Raw genomic sequence first — 19488 nt, 5'->3', positions numbered from 1 at the left:
TCTGTCCTTGTCGAGGTCCGACACCGATCGGGAGGGCACGCGGATGGAATGGGTACGAGGACACGAACGGGCGGGGAGCTGGGTCCCCGGGTACTGGCGCCGGGGATCGGGCGACGCCCCGCAGAGCGGGGGTGGCTTCTGGGCGGGATGCGCCCTCCTCGTCCTGGTCGTGACGGGTGCGGGCGGCTCCGCGGACGAGGAGGCCGCGCGCGGGGACGGCTCCGCCGAGAGGAAGAGCATGGGCGAGACGACCGCCACGAACGTGGTCTACCCGATCACCTGGCCGAAGTGGCGCGAATCCGGACCAGCGCCGTCGCCGACGGTCTCGTACCCGATTCCCTGGGACCGGAGCAGCCGGTGAGCCGCCGGCCGGCTCCTCGGAGACGTCCTCGCCCGGCGGGGTGCCGTTCACGCGCGACCCGTCCGGCAACGGCCCGCCCGGCGACACTCCGCCGCCGGAAGGCCGGACGGCGGAAGTCCCGCGCGGCGCGGCGGCGCGAGGACACGCTGATGCGTGTGTTCGGCGCTCTCGCTCTCGCGTGGTTCGCCCTGCAGTGGCTCGCCTCGCACCTGTGGCTGCTGCCGCCGGCACTGCTCCTCGCCCTCTGCACGGCAGGCGGATGGTGGGCGTGGAAGGTGCGCCGAGCCGAGCGGCGGCAGGCCGCGATGCGCACCCTCCGGTACTGCTTGGACCGGCTCGACGCGCTGCACCACAGCGAGTTCGAGCACGCCGTACGGGATCTGATGCTTCGCGACGGCTGCCGGGACGCAGTGCAGGTCGGCGGAGCGGGAGACGCCGGTGCCGACGTCAAGGCCACGGACCCGTTCGGACGGCGCTGGGTCATCCAGTGCAAGCACCGCCGGGCGGGATCGGCAGGTGCCGCGGTGGGCAGCCCGGACCTTCAGGTACTCAACGGAACCGGGCGGCCCGTGCACCGCGGGGATGTCGTCGTCCTCGTCACGAACGGGCGGTTCAGCAAACCGGCGTCGGACTTCGCGCGGAGTCAGCGGCTGCACCTGGTCGACCGTCGGCTGCTGGGAGAGTGGGCGGCTGAAGCCCGCCCACTGTGGGAGTTGCTGCAGATCGTGCCCGCGCCCAGAAGGCCCTCGTCGCTGTCCTGACGCTTCGCGGTCCCCGGCGAAACGTGGACCGAGCAGGGGCAGTCGGGCGCCGGTGACAGCCTCCCGCTGTCCGGCTCCCCGGGGCGGTTCAGCTCGCCGCCCCTTCGGGGCCGGCCGACGTGGTCCGGCGGCGCACGGCGGGTGTTCCGCGCCCTCCGGCCGCGGAGCTGCGCGGTTCAGCCCGACCCCGGTCCGCGGTCCGGCCCCGGGCCACGCGACGTCGGGGGCTCGGAAGGGTGCGGTGCGGAGAAGGTGATGCCGGAGAAGTCGCGGCCCTGCAGAATCGGTCCGCTCTGGGTTCCGCCGCTGACGGTGTTGTGCACCTGGCCCTCGCCGGTGGCGATCTTCGCTGCCTGCGCGTGCCATCGCCGCAATCCGTGGTGGAAGTCCGCGTCCGCTGCGGCGCGTACGGCCAGGGCGGTGCTGAGGTCATGCGCCCGGTCCGGGTTCGCGGGGTCCTCGGCCAGTCCGGTCAGCTCCGCGGCTCCCGAACTCGCCCCGGGTGCCGCGTCGGGGTCCTCCTGGCCTCGACGGAACGGCAGCCGTACGAGTGCGCTGAGTCCCACCCACGCCTGCCGTCCCGCTTCGCCTCCGGCTCCTCCCGCGAGGGCGGCGAGCAGCGCCACCGATATCGGATCCACGCCGACCCACCCCCACATCGCCGTTCCTCCCGAAGCTTCCACGTTAGGAGGCGCATCGAGTCCCGGGAGCGTCCTCGGATGAAGTCGTAGCGCTTCGCGTACCGGCGCCTGGGCCGTTCACCGTGCTCCCGTCTGCGCCGGGTGCCGTACCGGTGTCCACACGGGTGGACGGGTCGGCCCTCCGGGCGAACGGCATCCGACCGCCTCGTTCCTGGCCGGACTGCTGCCGCTGGGCACCCTTGCCCGCCCGCAGTTCCTCCGAAGCCGCGCTGAACCTGCTGCCACCGCCCGCGCGGGCCGCTCGGAACACCGGCGCGGCCCCGGCCCGGTGCCCCGACGCCCCACCACCACATCCACGTCCGTCTCCGCGTCCGTTCACCTTCGCGTGGGCGAGGAAACACTGCCGCGAGCCCGCGGCCGGGTGCGACCCTCCCAGCGTCGTGGCGCGTCCTCCGAACGGGTGAGGGCCGCGCTCCCCCGACCGTCCGGTTTCGGCCCACGTCGCACCGGGACTGCTCGCCGGCCCGGACGGGCCGACGCCCGAAGGTCCGCACCTCACCGGCACCGCAGCGCACCACAGACCGCCTCCCTTCCCCGGCGGGGCGGACCGCGGCACGCCGTCGGCGCCCGAAATGGCACTCTCCACCGCGTCGCCGCTCCCGGGAAACGTCTCGTTCCGCGCCTCCCCGGGGTGGGTGCCGCACGGTATCGTCACCGTGACCCACTGTGACGTGGGACACGTGAGGGCAACACCGAACCTGGAGGTGGCAGACCGTGGCCCGTGCCTGGGAGGCCGACCCGACGGCCCTGTTCATCAAACGGCTGGGCAAGTCGGCGAGGGAGTCGGGCAATTCTCAGGGCAGGGAGCAGTGTCCGGACATATGGCAGCTCAGCAACGGCGACATCGCGGTGATCGGTCGTGATCTGACCGAGCACTACGGCCCGTCGTTACCGGCGGGCGTCACTCTCGCGGGCGACGAACGCCTCGTCGTCATTCCCGGATGCATGCTGAGCGCGGCGAAGCCGGACATTCCCGATGCTTGACCTCCGTGCTCCCGCGCTTCCTCCGTCTCTCGGTCGACGGCTCGGCAACGACGAGTACCTCCGGGACTTCCGCGCACGGGACGTCCGTATTCGCGACGGCTCGTCATGGAAGCTCGAACGCCGCCAGCACTTTGAGGAGTTCGGCAATCCGTCCCGGGAGGCGCTGCGGCGCGGTGACTGGGATGCGGCGTTGCGCGCGCTCGGGGAGAACCGCGAGGGGCTGCGCCGGGTCCAGGCCGAGGAGGAGGCCCGGGGTGCGGTGTTCCACCGCGTACGCGTGGTCCAGGAGCCGCTGACCCCTTACGTCCAGTGGGAGTTGCACGCGCTGCGACTCAGTGCGGAGTTCGGGGAACGCGTCCGGGTCCTGCCGGCCGAGGCGGTCGCCCGGGACGAGCACGACGGGCTGCTGCCCGAGTTGACGGTCCAGGACGACCGGGTGCTCTTCCACGTGCAGTACACCCCGGCCGGTGTGCCGGACGGCGCGGTCCGCTACGCCGAGCCCACCGTCGTGGAGCCGTGGACGGCGTACCTGCGGCAGGCATACGCGGCAGCCGAGGACATCGGGAGCTACTTCCGGCACTCCGTCGCACCGCTGCCGCCGCCTCCGGCGGCCTGACCCGGAAGGGACGCACCCATCGGACAACCAGCAGACCCCCCGCGGCGCCCCGAGAACTCCTCGAACGATCTCTCCGGCACCTCACGCGACGTGGTGCAGGCCGGCAGCGTCAGCGGCGACATCCACTTCCATCGGGGCCCGGAGGCATCGGGGCGTGCGGTCGTCGGGCCCCGGCAACTCCCGGCCGACACACACGCGTTCGTCAACCGGACACGCGAGTTGGGGGAACTGAACGCGGTCCTGGGCGGCAGGGACGGCGAGCGGGTCGTCTTCTCCGTGCACGTCGTGGCCGGAACGGCCGGTGCGGGCAAGACCTCCCTCGTTCTGCACTGGGCCCACCAGGTCGCGGAACGCTTCCCGGACGGCCAGTTGTTCGTCAACCTGCGCGGCTACGACCCGGGGGAACCGGTCACCGCCGGCGAGGCGCTGCGCCGCTTCCTCCGCGCACTGGGCGTGGCGCCGGGCGATGTGCCGCAGGACGTGGACGCCGCCGCGGCGCTCTACCGTTCGCTGCTCGCCGGCCGGCGGATGCTCGTCCTGCTCGACAACGCGGCCTCGGCAGGTCAGGTACGTCCGCTGCTCCCAGGCACCGGCGACAGCCTGGTCGTCGTGACGAGCCGGGACCGCCTGTCCGGGCTTGCCGTGCGCGACGGGGCGCGCCGGATCACCCTGGGGACCCTCCCCGAGGCGGAGGCCGTGGCGCTCCTGCGGGCCGTGACCCGGGACTACCGCCCGGAGGACGACCCCGCCAAGCTCACCGAGTTGGCGAGACTGTGCGCACGTCTGCCGCTGGCCCTGCGGATCGCCGCCGAGCGCGCCGCCGGCCGGCCGCACCTGCACCTCGACGAGCTCCTCGCCGACCTGCGCGACGAGTCCGCACTGTGGGACGCGCTGAGCACCGGAAGCGGAGAGGAGGCCGAAGCGGTCCGTACCGTCTTCGCCTGGTCCTATCGGGCGCTGCCTGCGCATTGCGGGCGCCTGTTCCGGCTCCTGGGTCTCCACCCCGGCCCGGAGTTCGGGCTGCACACCGCAGCCGCGCTCGCGGACCTGCCGCTCAACCGCACCCGGCAACTGCTCGACGACCTCGTGGGCGCGCATCTGCTGGAGCAGCACGGCCCGGACCGCTACCAGTTCCACGACCTGCTACGCGCCTACGCCGCCGACCAGGCCAACGGCGAGGAGCCGGCCGAGCGGCGCGGCGAAGCTCTCGGGCGCTTGCTCGACTGGTACCTGCACACCGCGGACGCCGCGCAGGCCTGGCTCCAGCCCGGTGAGGACCGCCTGGCACTGGCCGATGCGTCGACCCGGCTGCCTCCCCTGCCGTTCACCGACTACGACTCCGCCGCGGACTGGGCGGAGCGCGAACGTGCGGCGTTCCCCCGACTCGTACGGGCCGCCGCGGCCGCCGGGTTGCACCGGCGCGCCTGGCAGTTGACCGCGGTCCTGTGGAGCGCGCTCTCGGCGTCGGCGGCGTTCGCGGACTGGCTGGACTTCGGGCCCGTGGGTCTGGACTCCGCCAAGCGGTGCGAGGACCCCGCCGGGCAGCGGCTGCTGCTCAACCAGCTCGGCATGTCCCACCGCTCCGTGAACCGGCTGGATCGGGCGGTGGACTGCCTGGACCGCGCGCTCGCCCTTTCCGAGGGCGACCCGGTGGAGGAGGCGCACACCCGCAACCTGCTCGGCCTGATCCATGTCCGCGCACGCCGACTCGACACCGCTGCCGCGTACTTCGCCCGGTCCATCGAGGTCTTCCGGGGTGCGGGTGTCGAACGCTGGGCAGCCTCCGCCCTGTCCAACCTCTCCGGAGCCCACCTGGAGGCGGGTCGGCTGGAGCGGGCCTCCGCCGCCGCCGAGGAGGCGCTCGGTGCCCACCGCGCCCTGGGCGACCAGCAGAGCATCGGCAACATCCTGTGGATCACCGCGGTGCTCCGGCTCGAACAGGGGAGGCCCGACGCCGCCCGCGAGGCCGTCGACGAGGCTCTCGTCCTCGCGCTGAACCTGCGCAACCACGGCCTGGAGGGCCTCTGGCTGCTCACCCTCGGGGACGTCCAGCGTGCCTGCGGGGAGTACGGCGACGCGCTGGCCTCCTACCAGCGGTCGGCGATGCTCCACCGCCGGTTGGGCGACCGCGGCCGGGAGGCCCTGGCCTGGCGCGGCACCGGGCGCACCTACGCGGCGCTGGAACGCCGCGACGAAGCCCCCGCCTTCCACCGCCGTGCGGTGTCGGCGCAGCGCGACCTGGGGGACGCGTGGGAACTGGCCGTCGAACTCGCCCACTTGGCGGAGGCGGTACTCCCCGTGGACCCGGGGGCGGCCAGGGTGCACCGGGCCGAGGCCGCTTCGCTCCTGGCCGCCTTCACCGATCCTCGGGCGACGGCGCTCCGCGCCCGTCTGGAGCGGCGGCCGACCGGCCCCGGCAGCTGAGTGCCCCCGCCGGCCCTCGGAACCTGGCACGAACGCGACCGGCGATGATCCGCCCGGCGTCCGGAGGCCGCACTCCGACGCCTTGGCCACACCTCCAGCAGATTCGGGTGACGGCCGACGCGCTGCACCGACGACATGCAGCATGTCATCCGACGGATGACATGCTGCATGTCGTCGCCCTGATGACCCTCTGGGGGAGGTGCTCGTGACCGCAGCCGACCGGCCGTCCACGGCTCGCACCGACGCACGCACCCCCGGGTCCTTCCTCGCCGCCGCGGGGGCCTTGGCTGCCGTGGACGACGCGCTGCGCGGTGCCCGGCACGAGACCTCCGACGCCGCTGCTCCCGGCCCCGAGCAGGCGCTGGCCTCCCTGAAGCTGCTGCGGCAGGTGCGCGAGCAGCTCGCCGGCTGGGAGACCGGGCTGATCGAGACCGCCCGTGACGCGGGCGCCAGCTGGGCCGACCTCGCCGGCCCCCTCGGCGTCGCCAGCCGCCAGGCCGCCGAACGGCGCTACCTGCGCGGCCGCCCCGGCGCCGTCGGCGCCACCGGCGAGCAGCGCGTGACGGCCACCCGTCAGGCCAGGGCCGCGGAACGCGCCACCGCCGGCTGGGCCCGCGCCAACGCCGCCGAACTGCGCCGCCGCGCCGGACAGATCGTCGCACTCGCCCACCTCGCGCCCGAAGCGCGCTCAGCCCAGGCCGCCCTGCATGCCGCTCTGGGTGCCGCCGACGCCGCAGAGCTCATTGCACCCCTGACCGACATGCGTCCCTACCTCGATGCCCGCCACACCGGCCTCGTCCACTATCTGCAGTTCCTCGAAGACCGGCACACGACGACCCCCGCTGACGATGACTGACCACCACCACGCAGAGTCACACCACCACGCGGGTGCGCTCTGGCCCACTCACACCTCGCCGACGACGGACAGCGGTCCGTCCCCGCCCCGAGTCCGACTCCGTTGATGACGTACTCGCAGAAGTGATCACGTACCCGCAGAAGGAGAACGATATGAGCAGCAGTGTCGAGACGCTGGAATTCCAGGCCGAGACGCGCCAGTTGCTCCGACTGGTGATCCACTCGATCTACTCGAACAAGGACATCTTCCTGCGCGAGCTGATCTCGAACGCCTCCGACGCCTTGGACAAGCTGCGGCTGGAATCGCTGACCGACTCCAGCCTCGCCGAGACCGGCAGCACCGACCTGCACATCGCGCTGGAGGTCGACGAGGACGCCCGCACCCTGACCGTCCGTGACAACGGGATCGGCATGACCCGGGACGATCTCGTGGAGCTGATCGGCACCATCGCCAAGTCCGGCACCGCCGGCCTGCTGGAGAAGATCGAGGAGTCCAAGGACGCCGCCACCGCCGAGAACCTGATCGGGCAGTTCGGCGTCGGCTTCTACTCGGCGTTCATGGTCGCCGACAAGGTCACCCTGCGCACCCGGCGGGCCGGCACCGGCTCCGGCACCCGGTGGGAGTCCGACGGCGAGGGCACCTACGCCGTCGAGGCCGTGGACGGGCTGCCCGTGGGCACCTCGGTCACCCTGCACCTCAAGCCCGACGACAGCGAGGACGGGCTTGCCGACTACCTCTCCGAAGCGAAGATCCGCCAGATCGTCAAGCAGTACTCGGACTTCATCCGCTGGCCGATCCGGATGGCCACCGAGCGCACCGACGCCGAGGGCGGGACCACCCGCGACATCGACACGCTCAACTCGATGAAGGCGCTGTGGGCCCGTTCACGCAGCGAGGTGACCGAGGACGAGTACAACGAGTTCTACCAGCAGATCAGCCACGACTGGTTGCCCCCGGCCGAGACGGTCCACATGCGCGCCGAGGGCACCTTCGAGTACGAGGCCCTGCTGTTCATCCCCTCGCAGGCGCCCTTCGACCTGTTCTCCCAGGAGACCAAGCGCGGCGTGCAGCTGTACGTCAAGCGGGTGTTCATCATGGAGGACTGCGAAGCGCTCATGCCCCACTACCTGCGCTTCGTCAAGGGCGTCGTGGATGCCCGCGACCTGTCGCTGAACGTCTCCCGCGAGCTCCTCCAGCACGACCGCCAGATCCACGGTGTACGCCGGCGTCTGGTCAAGAAGGTCCTCGGCGCCCTCAAGGACATGCAGGCCAAGGACGCCGAGCGCTACACGAAGGTGTGGGAGCAGTTCGGGCGGGCGCTCAAGGAAGGCCTGGTCGAGGACACGGACAGCACCGAGGCCCTGCTGGGGCTGGTGTCGGCCGCCTCCACCCACGACCCGGAGGAGACCACCACGCTGCGCGAGTACGTCGAGCGGATGAAGGACGGCCAGGACACGGTCTACTACCTGACCGGCGAGAGCCGCGCGATGGTGGAGAACTCCCCGCACATGGAGGCCTTCGCCGCCAGGGGTTACGAGGTACTGATCCTCACCGACCCCATCGACGAGGTGTGGGTGGACCGGGTGCCCGCCTTCGACGGCCACCGTCTGCAGTCCATCGCCAAGGGGCAGGTCGACCTCGACGACCCGGCCGACGGCGAGAAGGAGACCGACGCCGAGAAGGCCCAGCGCGAGCAGGACTTCGCCGCCCTGCTGCCCTGGCTGACCACGACGTTGTCCGCACACGTCAGGCAGGTCCGCCTGTCCTCACGCCTGACCACCTCGGCGGCCTGCATCGTCGGCGACGCCCACGACGTGACCCCGACTCTGGAGAAGATGTACCGGGCCATGGGCCAGCAGATCCCCCCGGTCAAGCGGACCCTGGAACTCAACCCCGCACACCCGCTCGTCACGGCCCTGCGCACGGCGCACGACGCGAACGCCGAGAACCCCGCGCTGGCGGAGACCGCCGAGCTGATCTACGGCAGCGCGCTGCTCGCAGAAGGAGGCGACCTGCCCGACCCGGCGCACTTCACCCGGCTGCTCACCGACCGCCTGACCGGCACCCTGTAGCCGCGGGCGCGGGCCGGCAGAGCCGAAGAGCCCGGCCGCGACCACCCGGCCTCCCCCTGACGCCCTCCTGAGCAGTCTGCCTGCCCCGGTGCCCGTACGGGCACCGGGGCAGGCAGACGCATTCGGGCATGTTTAGCACCCGGTACCGGTGGAAGAACGGAGTGCCACCTACGGCCGGCCAACCGGCCGTCCCTGTCGCGGACGTCCGGCACCTCCTCTCCGGCACCGGCCCGCATCGGGGCCGTCGCCAGAACAGGAGCACGTCGATGCGCCTCTACGCCCAGACCCCAGCACGCCGGAGCCGGCAGGCGCTCGGGGATCTGATCGCCGTGCTCCTGATCGTCGCCGCGGTGGCACTCGCGCTGGCCGTGCGCGACGCGATCATGATGCTGGCCGAACCCGGGCGGCAGGCGGAGAACGCGGGCGACGACCTCACGCGAGGCCTCAACAACGTGGGGGACGCGGCCTCCGACGTACCGCTGCTGGGGGATTCCCTCAAGAAGCCCTTCCAGTCCGCAGCCGAGGCCGGCACCGGCCTCTCCGACGCCGGGCAGTCGTTGCAGGACACCGTGACCCAGGTGGCCGACCTGACCGCCCTGGCCCTGATCGTCCTCCCGGTCGCCTTCGTGCTGGTGCTGTGGCTTCCCCCGCGCCTGCTCTGGATGCGGCGCAGCGCGACCACCCGGCGCCTTCTCGGTGTCCCCGGGGGCGACGACCTGCTCGCCCTGCGCGCCCTCACCGGACCACAGCGCGACCTGATGAGGGTCGCCACGCCGGCGGGGGGCCTCGCGGACGCATGGCGCCGCGGCGACCCGGAGGTCGTCGCGGCGCTGTCCGCCGTCGCGCTCAAGCAGGCGGGCCTGCGCCCCTGATGCGGCGCCCCGGGCCGGTGGAAGCGTCACGGTGGCCTCCGGCGCATCGGAACCACCGTGACGCGGGACCGTCGGGCGGTTGCGGGTCAGTGCCCCGCGACCGTGCCCGACAGCTCGTTGGTGCTCTTCGGCAGCGTCACCGATGCGGTCTTCTCGCCGGACTCCAGGTCGACGGCGTGCACGGCGCTCTTCCCGGGTTCCGACACGTAGGCGGTGTGGTCGCGGACGAAGAGGGTGGGCCGGGGCTGCTGCCAGTCCAGCGGCTCCTGCCACTCGTCCACGACCGGGATCTCCTGCTCCACCTCGCCCGACTCCGGGTCGATGAGGTGGAGGACGCCGTTCGTGCCGAGGACGAGCGCCTCCCCGTGCGGGCCGCGGCCCAGCGAGCGGAAGGAGTAGCTGGTGTCCAGGTCGGCCAGCCGCAGTTCGGCCGTCCCGGTGTCGATGAGGGACACCCGGGTCGGACGCTCCAGTTCGGCGTCGGGGTCGGTCTTGTAGTCACCCAGGAGGATCGGGGAGGCGTTGCTGCCCGCCTGGTTTCCGATCCGGCCGTAGGCGTCGGGGGCCTCGACCTTCGTGAAGTCGCCGTCCTTGTAGATCAGGACGCCGTCCTCGCACCCCACCGCGACGGCTCCGCCTTCGGCGGCGGCTTCGCCGTGGACTCCGGGGCAGTTCTCGCTGCGCTTGATCTCCTCGTCGTTCTCGTCCAGCACCAGCGCGCCGGTGCGCTCCTCCTCGGTGCCGAGGGTGCTGAGGAGTTCGCCGTTCTCCAGCTCGACGGCGACGCCGTGGTGCGGCTCGTCGGAGGTGTAGGTGCGGCCCTCGGGCTTCTCTCCGCCGCCCAGCTCCGCGGGGTCGAAGACGTCGACCTGTCCGGTGCCGTCGGTGAAGAGCGCGGTCCTGCCCGCGTGCCGCACGACGTGGCCGGGCTTGGCGCCCTTGTACTCGATGTCGGTGAAGGTCCGCTCCGCGGCGTTCAGGAATCGGAAGCCGCTGTCGGTGGAGACGACGACGTGCTCCTCGTCGCCCGCGGGGTTGACCCGGTTGAAGCCGGGCAGGTCGATCTCCTCGGTGAGTTCGAGGGTCTCGCCGTCCAGGATGTAGAGGCCTCCGTCGAAGGTGGCGACGAGGGGGTCCTGGACCGCCGCGGCGGGCGTGGCGCCGGACGCGTCCTCGGGCCGGGAGTCGGAGGACGAGGAGTCCTCCGCCCCGCAGGCGGTCAGGACCGTGGCGACCGCCAGGGCGAGTGCGGTCCCCGTGAGGGCTCTCCTGCGTAGGGAGGTGTTCACTGTGGTGTTCCTTTCCGGGTTGCGCCGTGGCGGCGCGGGAGGGGCGGACGTGCCCGCCGGGCCGGCAGGCGTCCGTGGGCGGGCATCGGGGGTCGGGGGCGGGGGTCGGAGTCGAGAGGGACGAGGGAGCGGGGGGCGACGGAGGCGAGTTTCGGGGAGGGACGGCTGTCAGCCGCCGGGTGGGCCGTCGGTGAGCGCCTCGGTCATGGCGGTGGTGTTGGCGCGCATCATCCGCAGGTAGGTGTCGGCTCCCCCGCCCTCGGCGGTCAGCGACTCCGAGTGGAGGGCGACGACCTCGACGTGGCCGCCCACCTCCGTGCGGAGCACCTCCGCGAGCCGTTCGGGCTGAGAGGAGTCGGCGAACACGGCGCGCACCCCGGCGTCCTCCATCACCCGGGTGAGCGCGCGCAGATCGGAGGAGCTGGGCGAGGCGAGGGTGGTACCGCTCGGGATGACCGCTCCGAGCACCCGGAATCCGAACCGCTCGGCGAGGTAGCCGAAGACGTGGTGGTTGGTCACCAGGGCGCGCCTGTCCTCGGGGATGCGGTCGAAGGAGTCCTCCATCCAGGCGGCGAGGTCCGTCAGGCGCTGCGCGTAGCGGTCGGCGTTGGCCCGTATCGCGGCGTCGTCCACACCGCCGACGTGTGCGCTCACGTGGTCCGCTATCAGGCCGGTCGCGGTGCGCACCCGGTCCGGATCGGTCCAGAAGTGCGGGTCGGGCTGCCCCGCCTCGTCCTGGGGACCGCCGTCGCCGCTCGCCCGGAAGGTGAGCGGGTCGACGGCCTCGGCGGCCCCGAAGGTGGGCACCCCGGACTCGTGGGCGGCCTCCACGTGCCGGAGCACGTTCTCCTCCAGGCCCAGGCCGTTGTAGACCACCAGGTCCGCGCGTTCCAGTTCGGCCGCCTGGACCGCCGACAGGCCGAAGGAGTGCGGATCGGCGTTGGGCTTCATCAGCACGGTGACCTCGGCCTCGTCACCGACGACCTGCCGTGTGAGGTCGCCGAGGATGTTGGTCGTGACCACGATCCGGGGCGGGGTGCCCCCGGTGGCGCAGGCGGTGGCGGCGGTGAGCGTGACCAGGGCGAGCAGGAGCGCCGGCAGGCCGCGCCGCGCCCCCGCCCCTCGGGTGTGCCGCGTCGTTCCCGTGTGCGTCTTCCTCATCGGCCGGTCTCCGCCATCAGGTGCGGCTCGATGTCGAGGTCGAAGGAACGGGCGACGCGCAGGCCGTCGTCGTAGTCGATCTCGTGGACACGTCTGCCGTCGGGGTCGTTCACGTAGGCCCGGCTGCGGTCGACCTCGATCACGGGTCCGCCTCCGTCGGCGCCCGGCCGGTGCTCCCCGGTCAGGAGCGGATCAGTGCGGGCGGTCTCCCTCCCGTCGGCGACGTCGTAGCCGTGCAGCGCGCCGTCGGTCTCCAGGACGAGCAGCGGGGAGCCTTCGCCGGCCGTGTTGGCGGCGACGACGGGTCCGGTCTCCACGCGGGTCCAGGTCCGCGCCGTGACGTCCAGGACCCATACGGCGTCCTCCCCGGCCGCCGCGGTGAGGGTGTCGCTGCCGGGCCGCTGCTGGAAACCGGCGGCCCGTTGCTCCGCCGGGACCTTCTCGCCGTAGGGGATCTTCTCGGCGGTGAAGGCGCCGTCCTGTGCGCCGACCAGCAGGGCTCCGTCGGCGCAGCCCAGCACCGCGCCGCGGCGGGTGACGGCGTCGCCCCGCGGTTCCTCGCACTCCGCCTGCGGCGCTGCGACGGGCCGACCCTCGCGGTCGAGCACCGCGAGTCTCGTCGCGCCGTCCTCCTCCGCGAGGGTCAGCAGGTGCTCCGCGTACGGGATGACGGTTCCGGCGTGCGTCCCCGGTATCTTCCCCGGAGAGCCGGGTTCGCCCTCCTCCAGTGCGGCGCGGTCGTGGAGCACGGCCCGGCCTTCGGTGTCCGTCACCGCGGTGACGGCAGCGTCGCTGCGGACGCGGGCGCCCGGGCCCGCCGGGAGCTCCCCGAGGTCGCGTATCGCCGCGCGGTAGTAGTGGACGTGATCGCCGTGGTCCACGGTCCAGGCGCCGCCGTCGAGGACGTGGGTGGACCGCTCCGTCCCGAGGTAGCCGAACCGGCCGTCCGTGGTCAGCCGGACGGCGCCTTCCACCCGTGCCGTCTCGTGCGTCTCGCCGCTGATCAGGTCGAGCACCCGGCTCTCTCCGCTGTCCGGATCGTTGAGGAGCAGACGGGACTGCGGCTCGGCGGACTCCTGCGCTCCCTCCACGTACCCGTGCGGCGTGGCGGCCGGGGAACTCGCCTGGTCTGCGGCTGTGTTGGTCTGCTCCCCCGCACAGCCCGCGGCGAGCAGCGCGGTGAGCACCAGGGCGGCCGAAGGCCGCGCAGTAACGTTCTTTCTGACGGTCACGACAATTGCCTCAAGTTTCTCTCGGTCGACTTCGGGGGCGCGCGACGGCGGCGCGGGTGCGCCGGTGCCGAAGCCCGGAACCCGCGTGGGAGAGGAAGAACAGGCCCACCGCGAGCGCCGAGACGGTCGCTCCGGCGGCGGTGCCGAGGTGCCAGGACAGCAGCAGCCCGCCGAACACGGCCGCAGCACCGAGGAGCGCCGCGCGCAGCATCACCCCGCGGACGCTGCGCGCCCACGGCAGCGCCGCCGCCGGCGGGGCGATGAGCAGGCCGAGGACGAGCAGCGTTCCCACGATGTGGAACGAGGCGACGATCGCGAGGCCCAGCAGCCCCAGGAGCACGGCGTGCGCGAGGCGCGGCCGCAGGCCGAGGGTCCGGGCCTTGCGGGGATCGAACGCCAGGGCGAGGAAGGCCCGATGACCGAGCAGCGAGACGGCGGAGGCCACCAGCAGCGCCCCGGCGAGCAGGCTCAGGTCCTGCGGGCGGACGGCGAGGAGGTCACCGAAGAGGAAACCCGTCAGGTCCACCGCGAACGACTGCGCGCGCGACACGATGATCACGCCGAGGGAGAGCATGCCGACGAAGAGCAGGCCGATCCCGGTGTCCTGGGAGAGCCGCGGACTCCGCCCCAGCACCGTGACCCCCGCGGTCATGACCGCGGTGCTCAGCGCCGCCCCCACGAGCAGATTGCCCCCGAGCAGCGAGGCCAGGGCCACCCCCGGCAGCAGCCCGTGGGACATGGCGTCGCCGAGGAAGGCCATGCCCCTGAGCACCACCCAGGTCCCGGCGAGCGCGCAGATCGCGGACACCAGGAATCCGCCCCACAGGGCTCGCTGCACGAAGGCCGCCTCGAACGGGGCCGTCAACCACTCCATACCGGGACCCTACAATGAAAATCATGTTCAATACACCCTCCCCCCTGTCACCGCCCGCGCCCGAGCGGGCACCCCACCTGCACGCCACCGACCTGTGCGCCGGGTATCCGGGCCGCCCCGTCCTGCACGACCTCACCTTTCGGATACCGGGGTTGGCCACGACGGCGCTCGTCGGACCGAACGGCAGCGGAAAGTCCACGCTCCTCGGCGTCCTGGCCGGTGTGATCCGGCCGACATCGGGAGAGCTCGTACAGCGGGGAGGGCCACCGCCTGCCTTCGTGCCGCAGCGCGGAGCCCTCGGCGACGCCCTTCCGCTGACCGTGCGGCAGACCGTGGAGATGGGGCGCTGGAGCGAGCGGGGGCCGTGGCGGCGGTTGACCCGGCAGGATCACGCGACGGTGGACGGCGCACTCGACCGACTCGGCATCGGTGACCTCGCCGCCCGCCAGCTCGGGGAACTGTCCGGAGGGCAGCGCCAGCGCACGCTGATCGCGCAGGGCCTGGCCCAGCAGTCCGACCTGCTCCTCCTGGACGAGCCGACCACGGGACTCGACCCGGAGGCGAGGGAACGCATCAGGTCCCTGCTGGCGGCCCTCCCCGCCGACGGCGTCACCGTCGTCCAGGCCACGCACGACCTGGAGGCGGCACGCGCGGCGGACTTCTGCCTCCTGCTCCACGACGGCCGCCTCATGGGGCAGGGAGGCCCGAGCGAGACCCTCACCGCGACCGCGCTCGCCCGGATCTGGCGGCCGGCCTGACCTGCCTCGACCGCCCCCGCCCCGCCGCGCGTGCCGCGGTGGCACCCCCGTCCGGCACCGCGGGTGAGACAGTGGTGACACGGCGGGACGGGGTCTCCTGCCCGTGGTCACCGGCGTTTCCGGGTCGGGCAGGTCCTCGCTCGTGTTCGGCACGATCGCGGTGGAGTCGCAGCGGCAACTCAACGAGGTGTTCCCCGCGTCCATCCGCAACCGGCTGCCCCGCCACGAGCGCCCCGAGTTCGGCCTGATCGAGAACCTGGCCCCCGCGAGCGTCGTGGACCAGAAACCGGTGGGCGGCGGCACCCGCTCGACGGTGGTCACGATGACCGAGGTCAACCCGGTCCTCCGCGTGCTGTTCTCGCGCTACGCCGACCAACAACGTCGCCGTCAACGACGACGAAGGCGTGGTCCCCCGGATCACGCGGCGGTCCGTCCGGCCGGGCCTGGAGGCGCTCAAGGACAAGGAGCGCAAGGCCACCGAGCGCGTCGTCACCGAGCGGACCTGCCCGGACTGCGGCGGTGCGCGCCTGTCGAAGGCGGCCCGGGAGTCACGGATCGACGGCCGCACCATCGCGGGCCACTGCGCGAGCGAGATCGGCGACCTGGTGGACGAGCTGGAACGGCTCGCCGAACGGTGGCCGGGGCCCGTCGTGCCCGCCGCCCTCGCCTCGCTGCGACGCATCGTGTCGGTCGGGCTCGGCTACCAGTAGCAGGGCGTCCCCGAGTGCGTCCAGGAACGGCACAGGGCTTCGGTCGCCTTCTGGTGCACGTCCGAAAGCGCGGACCGGACACCGGCGACGACGAGGCACTCAAGGCCGTGCCCGGCGCGTCCTCCGCCGTCGACCGGCGCCCTCCCGGCCCCACCCCGGATCACCGGCACGCCCCCGAAAGGAGTGGCATCGTCAGATGTGGCTATCATCGCTATATGACGATTATTCCTGCGGAGTCCGCACCGTCGGCCTCCCCTCCCTGCGGCGCGCCCTCGGCGGCCGTCGCCCTGTTCCGCTCGCTCGGCGACCCGGCCCGCCTGGTGATCCTGCGGCGCCTCGCCCGGGGCGAGGCGCGGGTGACCGATCTGGTCGCGTGCCTGGGCCTGGCGCAGTCCACGGTCTCGGCACACCTGGCCTGCCTGCGCGACTGCGGCCTGATCACCTCCCGCCCGCAGGGGCGGGCCACCCTGCACGCACTGGCCCGCCCCGAACTGCTGGACCTGCTGGCCTCCGCCGAACACCTGCTCGCCGCGACCGGTGAGGCCGTCGACCTGTGTCCCACCTACGGAACCGCCGCCCCCGCAGCCCAGGAGCCCGCCCGATGAGCACCGCCCGCGCCGCTGTCCCCGACGCCACCGGACCGGCCACGCACCGCGCCGTGCGGTACGCGCAGTTCACCATCGGCTACAACGTCGTCGAAGGGGTCATCGCCGTCTCGGCAGGCACCATCGCCGGGGCGGTCTCACTGATCGGGTTCGGCGTCGACTCCGGCATCGAGGTGGCCGCCGCAGCCGTGGTCCTGGTGCGTCTGCTGGCGGAGATCAAAGGCGGCGAGCCGGACGAGGCCAAGGAGCGCAAGGCGCTGAAGTTCATCGCCGTCACCTTCTTCGCGCTCGCCGCCTACGTCACCGTCGAAGGCGTCCGCGACCTTCTCAGCGGCGAGAAACCCGACACCTCACTGGTCGGCATCCTGCTGACCGGTGTCTCCCTCGTGGTCATGCCGTGGCTGGCACGGGCCAAGCGCAAGGCCGGCCAGGAGATGAACTCGCGCCTGGTCATCGCGGACGCCGCCGAGACCAAGCTGTGCGCATGGCTGAGCGTGTCCACCTTCCTCGGACTGCTCGCGTTCGCCTTCTTCGGCTGGACCTGGCTCGACCCGGTCGCCGGGTTCGTCATCGCCGGCTTCGCCCTCATGGAGGGCAAGGAGGCGTGGGAAGGCGAAGTCTTCTGCGACGACGGCTGCGCCTGAGGACCTGTTCAGAGCGCGGGTGGCTCCTGGGCGGTCTTCGGCCGGTTCCCTGCAGCGCAGCCGGGCCGGGGAGACGTCGTGGGGCATCATGCCGGTGACTTCGAACGCGCTCGCGGAGTCGGCCCCCGCCTGCCGGAGCAGGGATCTGCCTCGCCTGATCGGCCACCGCTCGCGGGGCGGGACGAGAGGACGGGACGGTCCCACCACGGTGAGGGGTGCACCGCGGCGCTACGAGACGGAACTGGGCGCAGAGGCCCGCGGGGCGCGGTCCCGTCGGTCGATGGCCTCGGCGACCTCCCGGACCGCGCCCCGAAGAAGGTCACCGTAGGGGCCCTGAGGAAGCTGGGGAACGTGCGCCCGGGCAGCGTCGATATGCTCGGCTGCGGTCTCGAAGGAGCCGAGCCGGCGATAGTCGTCGGCGAGGTTGAGGTGCAGGGACGGGAAGAAGCTGACGATATGGACGCCCGCGTGGTGCTCCTGGACTCGTTCCTCGGTCACGGCGTCGGCGGCGTCCAGAGCCCGGATGTCCCAGGCCAGGGCCTGGGCCGGGTCTTCGTGAAGATCTGCCAGGTAGTGTGCCAGGGAGCAGCGGTGCAGCGGATCGCCGGTGACGCCGATCGCGGACCACAGGTTCAGAAGGCTTCGCCGGGCGGAAGCGGTCTCACCGGCTCGGCCTTCGGTGACGGCCTTCCCGATGGCGGCCATGATCGCGTCGGGGCTGGCGGGCGCGGAAGGCATGGGGCGTGTTCCTCTTCGTCTGTATCAGGCGGGGTGTTCGGCTTTGACGGGCATCGCCAGAGTGGTCAGGTCACCGCGGTCGGCGGAGCGGACCGTGACGGGCTTGTCGTGTCCCCGCAGGTCGAGCACGACGTCGGGGCCGATCGCGGTGCTGATAGCGGGATAGAGCGTGGTCAGTCCGAATCCGATCCGGAGGGCTCGCCCCGTCACGGTGGCCCGCAGGGAACCGGCAGGGCGCCCGTCAGCCGTTGGCACGACGTTCACCGTGTTGTCCCCGATGCGCAGCCCGATCCACGCGCCGGGAAGTTCCTCCAGGACTCGCAGGAGCAGATCCTTCGCAACCGTTACGCGGGTCGTTGCCTCGCCCAGTGACGCGAGCGCCAGTCGGTACTCGGGGAACTCCTCGGGCAGCAGCCGACAGAACTGGTCCTCCCGGTCGGCCCCGCGGAACCGGATTCCGTGCGGCACCGCCTCGACCCGGACCAGCGCGCTGCGACGGATGTCCGCGGCCGCGGCCCGCAGGTCGTCGCCGTCGGCTGTGCCGGCCCACGCCCGCCCCGGTGGTTCAGCCGGCACCAGGGTCCGGGTGGAGAGCCGATAGCGATCGGTGGCGGTCAGGGTGACCGCCTCGCGACTCGCCTCGATGCGCAGGCCGGCGAGGACCGGCGCCCCCGGTTCGTGGGCGGTCGCGGTCAGCACCTGCTCGACCGCGTCCGCGAGCACGGGGCCCTTCAGCGCCGTGATCAAAAGGCCTGGCACGTCGCCGAGGAGGGGCTTGAGCACGGCAGCCGTCCGCTGTGCCGCTGCCGCGTCCCCCACGACCTTCGCGACATGGTCGTCGAGCAGCCGGGACGCGGCCTCGGCCCCGGAGTCCAGTACGGCCTCGACACCGGAGAGGGGCATGGCGATCTCGCGGAGCTGACGCAGCACGACTGCCCGAGCCACCTGGTCGGCGTGGTAGTAGCGGTAACCCGAGTCCGGGTCGACCTCGGCAGGGGGCAGCAGCCCGGTATCAGCGTAGAACCGCAGCGCGCTGGAGGTCAGGCCGCTGCGTCGAGCAAAATGCCCGATCGGCATCAGATCATCATTCGGCATCGCGCCATCATCGAGCTTCGACCAACCTGAAGGTCAACACCGATGAGCGGCGCCCTCAGCCCCGTCAGCGGAGACCCCGTGGCCGACGGCACCCGCGCGAGGCATCCCTGTTCGGGCAGCCACCGGCGACCGCCCGCCACCGGAGCCCGACACCGGCCCGTACGGCGGCGTGCCGTGCGTCGCCCTCGGTCAGCATGATGCCGTCTCAGGTGAACAGCTCCGGCGCACTGTCCGACGCGCCCGAGTCACCGCCGTCGAGGTTCCCACACGGGTAGCGCGCCTCCTCGATGACCTTGTCCTCGTCCTGGACGAGTGCGGGGTCGACGTCTCTCAGGGCTGCGATGACGGCGGACCGCGCATCGCCGGTGGGCTCGGACGGAACGACCTCGTCGGCCTCTGAGCTGTCGCTGCCGTCCGCGTCGTTCGAAGCCGCAGACTCGCTGCTCGGAGCCGCGGGCTCGCTGCTCCGTTCGCTGTCGCCCTTGCTCTCGGCGCTGCTGTCGCTGTCGCTGCTGCGGCCGACAGGGCTGAGAGCGAGCACGGCGGTGACGGCTGCGTCGGTGGTGCGGATACGCAAGATCCCCCTGGACGTGGTGATCTCCGGGCACCACGGCGCGCAGCCGGGGCACGGAGTGCCAGAGCAGCCGCATGGCTGTGACAGGACAAGCCCGAGGCGGCGGCCTCGCCATGACCTCGGGTCCGGACGGGCCGGCAAGGTCTTCCGCCGGTCCGGAC

The 19488-nt window shown here is 72.5% G+C and carries 20 protein-coding genes; 12 read left to right on the top strand and 8 right to left on the bottom strand.

Going from position 1 to position 19488, the window contains the following annotated elements; genetic code table 11:
• Window positions 1–43: 43 nt before the first annotated feature.
• Together H300_RS30960 and H300_RS30955 are read left to right on the top strand one after the other, a co-directional pair.
• Window positions 44–361 carry a hypothetical protein gene (locus tag H300_RS30960; RefSeq protein ID WP_028426952.1) on the top strand — a complete coding sequence of 106 codons (318 nt, stop codon included), beginning with the start codon at window positions 44–46 and terminating at the stop codon, window positions 359–361.
• Between the two features lie 149 nt (window positions 362–510).
• On the top strand, window positions 511–1122 hold the full coding sequence (locus tag H300_RS30955; RefSeq protein ID WP_037979425.1) for a restriction endonuclease: 612 nt from the start codon (window positions 511–513) through the stop codon (window positions 1120–1122).
• A 176-nt stretch (window positions 1123–1298) separates the two neighbouring features.
• Here the strand turns inward: H300_RS30955 and H300_RS0107525 are convergent, their stop codons facing one another.
• The gene (locus tag H300_RS0107525; RefSeq protein WP_028426950.1) at window positions 1299–1763 is read right to left on the bottom strand and encodes a hypothetical protein; all 465 of its coding nucleotides are present in this window, start codon (window positions 1761–1763) and stop codon (window positions 1299–1301) included.
• Window positions 1764–2537: 774 nt separating this feature from the next.
• Between H300_RS0107525 and H300_RS0107520 the strand changes: the two genes are divergently transcribed.
• From H300_RS0107520 to H300_RS0107495, 6 genes are all read left to right on the top strand, one after another.
• A complete protein-coding gene (locus H300_RS0107520; RefSeq protein ID WP_028426949.1) occupies window positions 2538–2807 on the top strand; it encodes a hypothetical protein in 270 nt (89 codons plus the stop codon).
• On the top strand, window positions 2800–3423 hold the full coding sequence (locus H300_RS0107515; protein WP_028426948.1) for a DUF6879 family protein: 624 nt from the start codon (window positions 2800–2802) through the stop codon (window positions 3421–3423). The genes H300_RS0107520 and H300_RS0107515 overlap by 8 nt, the downstream gene beginning before the upstream one ends.
• A 90-nt stretch (window positions 3424–3513) precedes the next feature.
• Window positions 3514–5847 (top strand): tetratricopeptide repeat protein, encoded by a 2334-nt coding sequence (locus H300_RS0107510; protein WP_106966741.1) that lies wholly within the window; start codon window positions 3514–3516, stop codon window positions 5845–5847.
• A gap of 205 nt (window positions 5848–6052) precedes the next feature.
• Complete coding sequence (locus H300_RS0107505) at window positions 6053–6703, top strand: hypothetical protein (RefSeq protein WP_037979422.1); 651 nt, start codon at window positions 6053–6055, stop codon at window positions 6701–6703.
• A gap of 152 nt (window positions 6704–6855) precedes the next feature.
• A complete protein-coding gene (gene htpG / locus H300_RS0107500) occupies window positions 6856–8775 on the top strand; it encodes a molecular chaperone HtpG (RefSeq protein ID WP_028426945.1) in 1920 nt (639 codons plus the stop codon).
• Between the two features lie 266 nt (window positions 8776–9041).
• Window positions 9042–9647, top strand: coding sequence for a hypothetical protein (locus tag H300_RS0107495; RefSeq protein WP_028426944.1), 606 nt, complete (start codon window positions 9042–9044; stop codon window positions 9645–9647).
• An 86-nt stretch (window positions 9648–9733) separates the two neighbouring features.
• Here the strand turns inward: H300_RS0107495 and aztD are convergent, their stop codons facing one another.
• From aztD to aztB, 4 genes are all read right to left on the bottom strand, one after another.
• Complete coding sequence (gene aztD, locus H300_RS0107490; protein ID WP_028426943.1) at window positions 9734–10936, bottom strand: zinc metallochaperone AztD; 1203 nt, start codon at window positions 10934–10936, stop codon at window positions 9734–9736.
• A gap of 168 nt (window positions 10937–11104) precedes the next feature.
• Window positions 11105–12097 (bottom strand): zinc ABC transporter substrate-binding protein AztC, encoded by a 993-nt coding sequence (gene aztC / locus H300_RS0107485; protein WP_028426942.1) that lies wholly within the window; start codon window positions 12095–12097, stop codon window positions 11105–11107.
• Complete coding sequence (locus H300_RS0107480; RefSeq protein ID WP_028426941.1) at window positions 12094–13329, bottom strand: hypothetical protein; 1236 nt, start codon at window positions 13327–13329, stop codon at window positions 12094–12096. Before H300_RS0107480 ends, aztC begins: the two co-directional genes overlap by 4 nt.
• 10 nt (window positions 13330–13339) lie before the next feature.
• On the bottom strand, window positions 13340–14203 hold the full coding sequence (gene aztB, locus H300_RS0107475; protein WP_028426940.1) for a zinc ABC transporter permease AztB: 864 nt from the start codon (window positions 14201–14203) through the stop codon (window positions 13340–13342).
• 14 nt (window positions 14204–14217) lie between these two features.
• Between aztB and aztA the strand changes: the two genes are divergently transcribed.
• The 4 genes from aztA (at window position 14218) to H300_RS0107455 (ending at window position 16920) form a co-directional block, all read left to right on the top strand.
• On the top strand, window positions 14218–14961 hold the full coding sequence (aztA, locus tag H300_RS0107470; RefSeq protein ID WP_028426939.1) for a zinc ABC transporter ATP-binding protein AztA: 744 nt from the start codon (window positions 14218–14220) through the stop codon (window positions 14959–14961).
• A gap of 404 nt (window positions 14962–15365) precedes the next feature.
• A complete protein-coding gene (locus H300_RS0107465) occupies window positions 15366–15671 on the top strand; it encodes a hypothetical protein (RefSeq protein WP_028426938.1) in 306 nt (101 codons plus the stop codon).
• Between the two features lie 215 nt (window positions 15672–15886).
• A complete protein-coding gene (locus H300_RS0107460; protein ID WP_028426937.1) occupies window positions 15887–16276 on the top strand; it encodes a metalloregulator ArsR/SmtB family transcription factor in 390 nt (129 codons plus the stop codon).
• Window positions 16273–16920: a cation efflux transmembrane domain-containing protein gene (locus tag H300_RS0107455; protein ID WP_028426936.1), complete on the top strand. Its 648-nt coding sequence runs from the start codon at window positions 16273–16275 to the stop codon at window positions 16918–16920. Before H300_RS0107460 ends, H300_RS0107455 begins: the two co-directional genes overlap by 4 nt.
• Before the next feature lie 228 nt (window positions 16921–17148).
• On the opposite strand, the gene H300_RS0107450 is transcribed toward H300_RS0107455, so the two are convergent.
• From H300_RS0107450 to H300_RS0107440, 3 genes are all read right to left on the bottom strand, one after another.
• Window positions 17149–17658: a hypothetical protein gene (locus H300_RS0107450; protein WP_028426935.1), complete on the bottom strand. Its 510-nt coding sequence runs from the start codon at window positions 17656–17658 to the stop codon at window positions 17149–17151.
• Between the two features lie 24 nt (window positions 17659–17682).
• Window positions 17683–18753, bottom strand: coding sequence for a DNA polymerase III subunit beta family protein (locus tag H300_RS0107445; protein ID WP_028426934.1), 1071 nt, complete (start codon window positions 18751–18753; stop codon window positions 17683–17685).
• A 205-nt stretch (window positions 18754–18958) separates the two neighbouring features.
• On the bottom strand, window positions 18959–19330 hold the full coding sequence (locus H300_RS0107440) for a hypothetical protein (protein ID WP_028426933.1): 372 nt from the start codon (window positions 19328–19330) through the stop codon (window positions 18959–18961).
• Between the last annotated feature and the right edge of the window lie 158 nt (window positions 19331–19488).

This window comes from Streptomyces sp. TAA040 (genome assembly GCF_000424845.1).
Note: the sequence above shows the minus strand (reverse complement) of the source record. Positions and strands in the feature narration are given on the sequence as shown.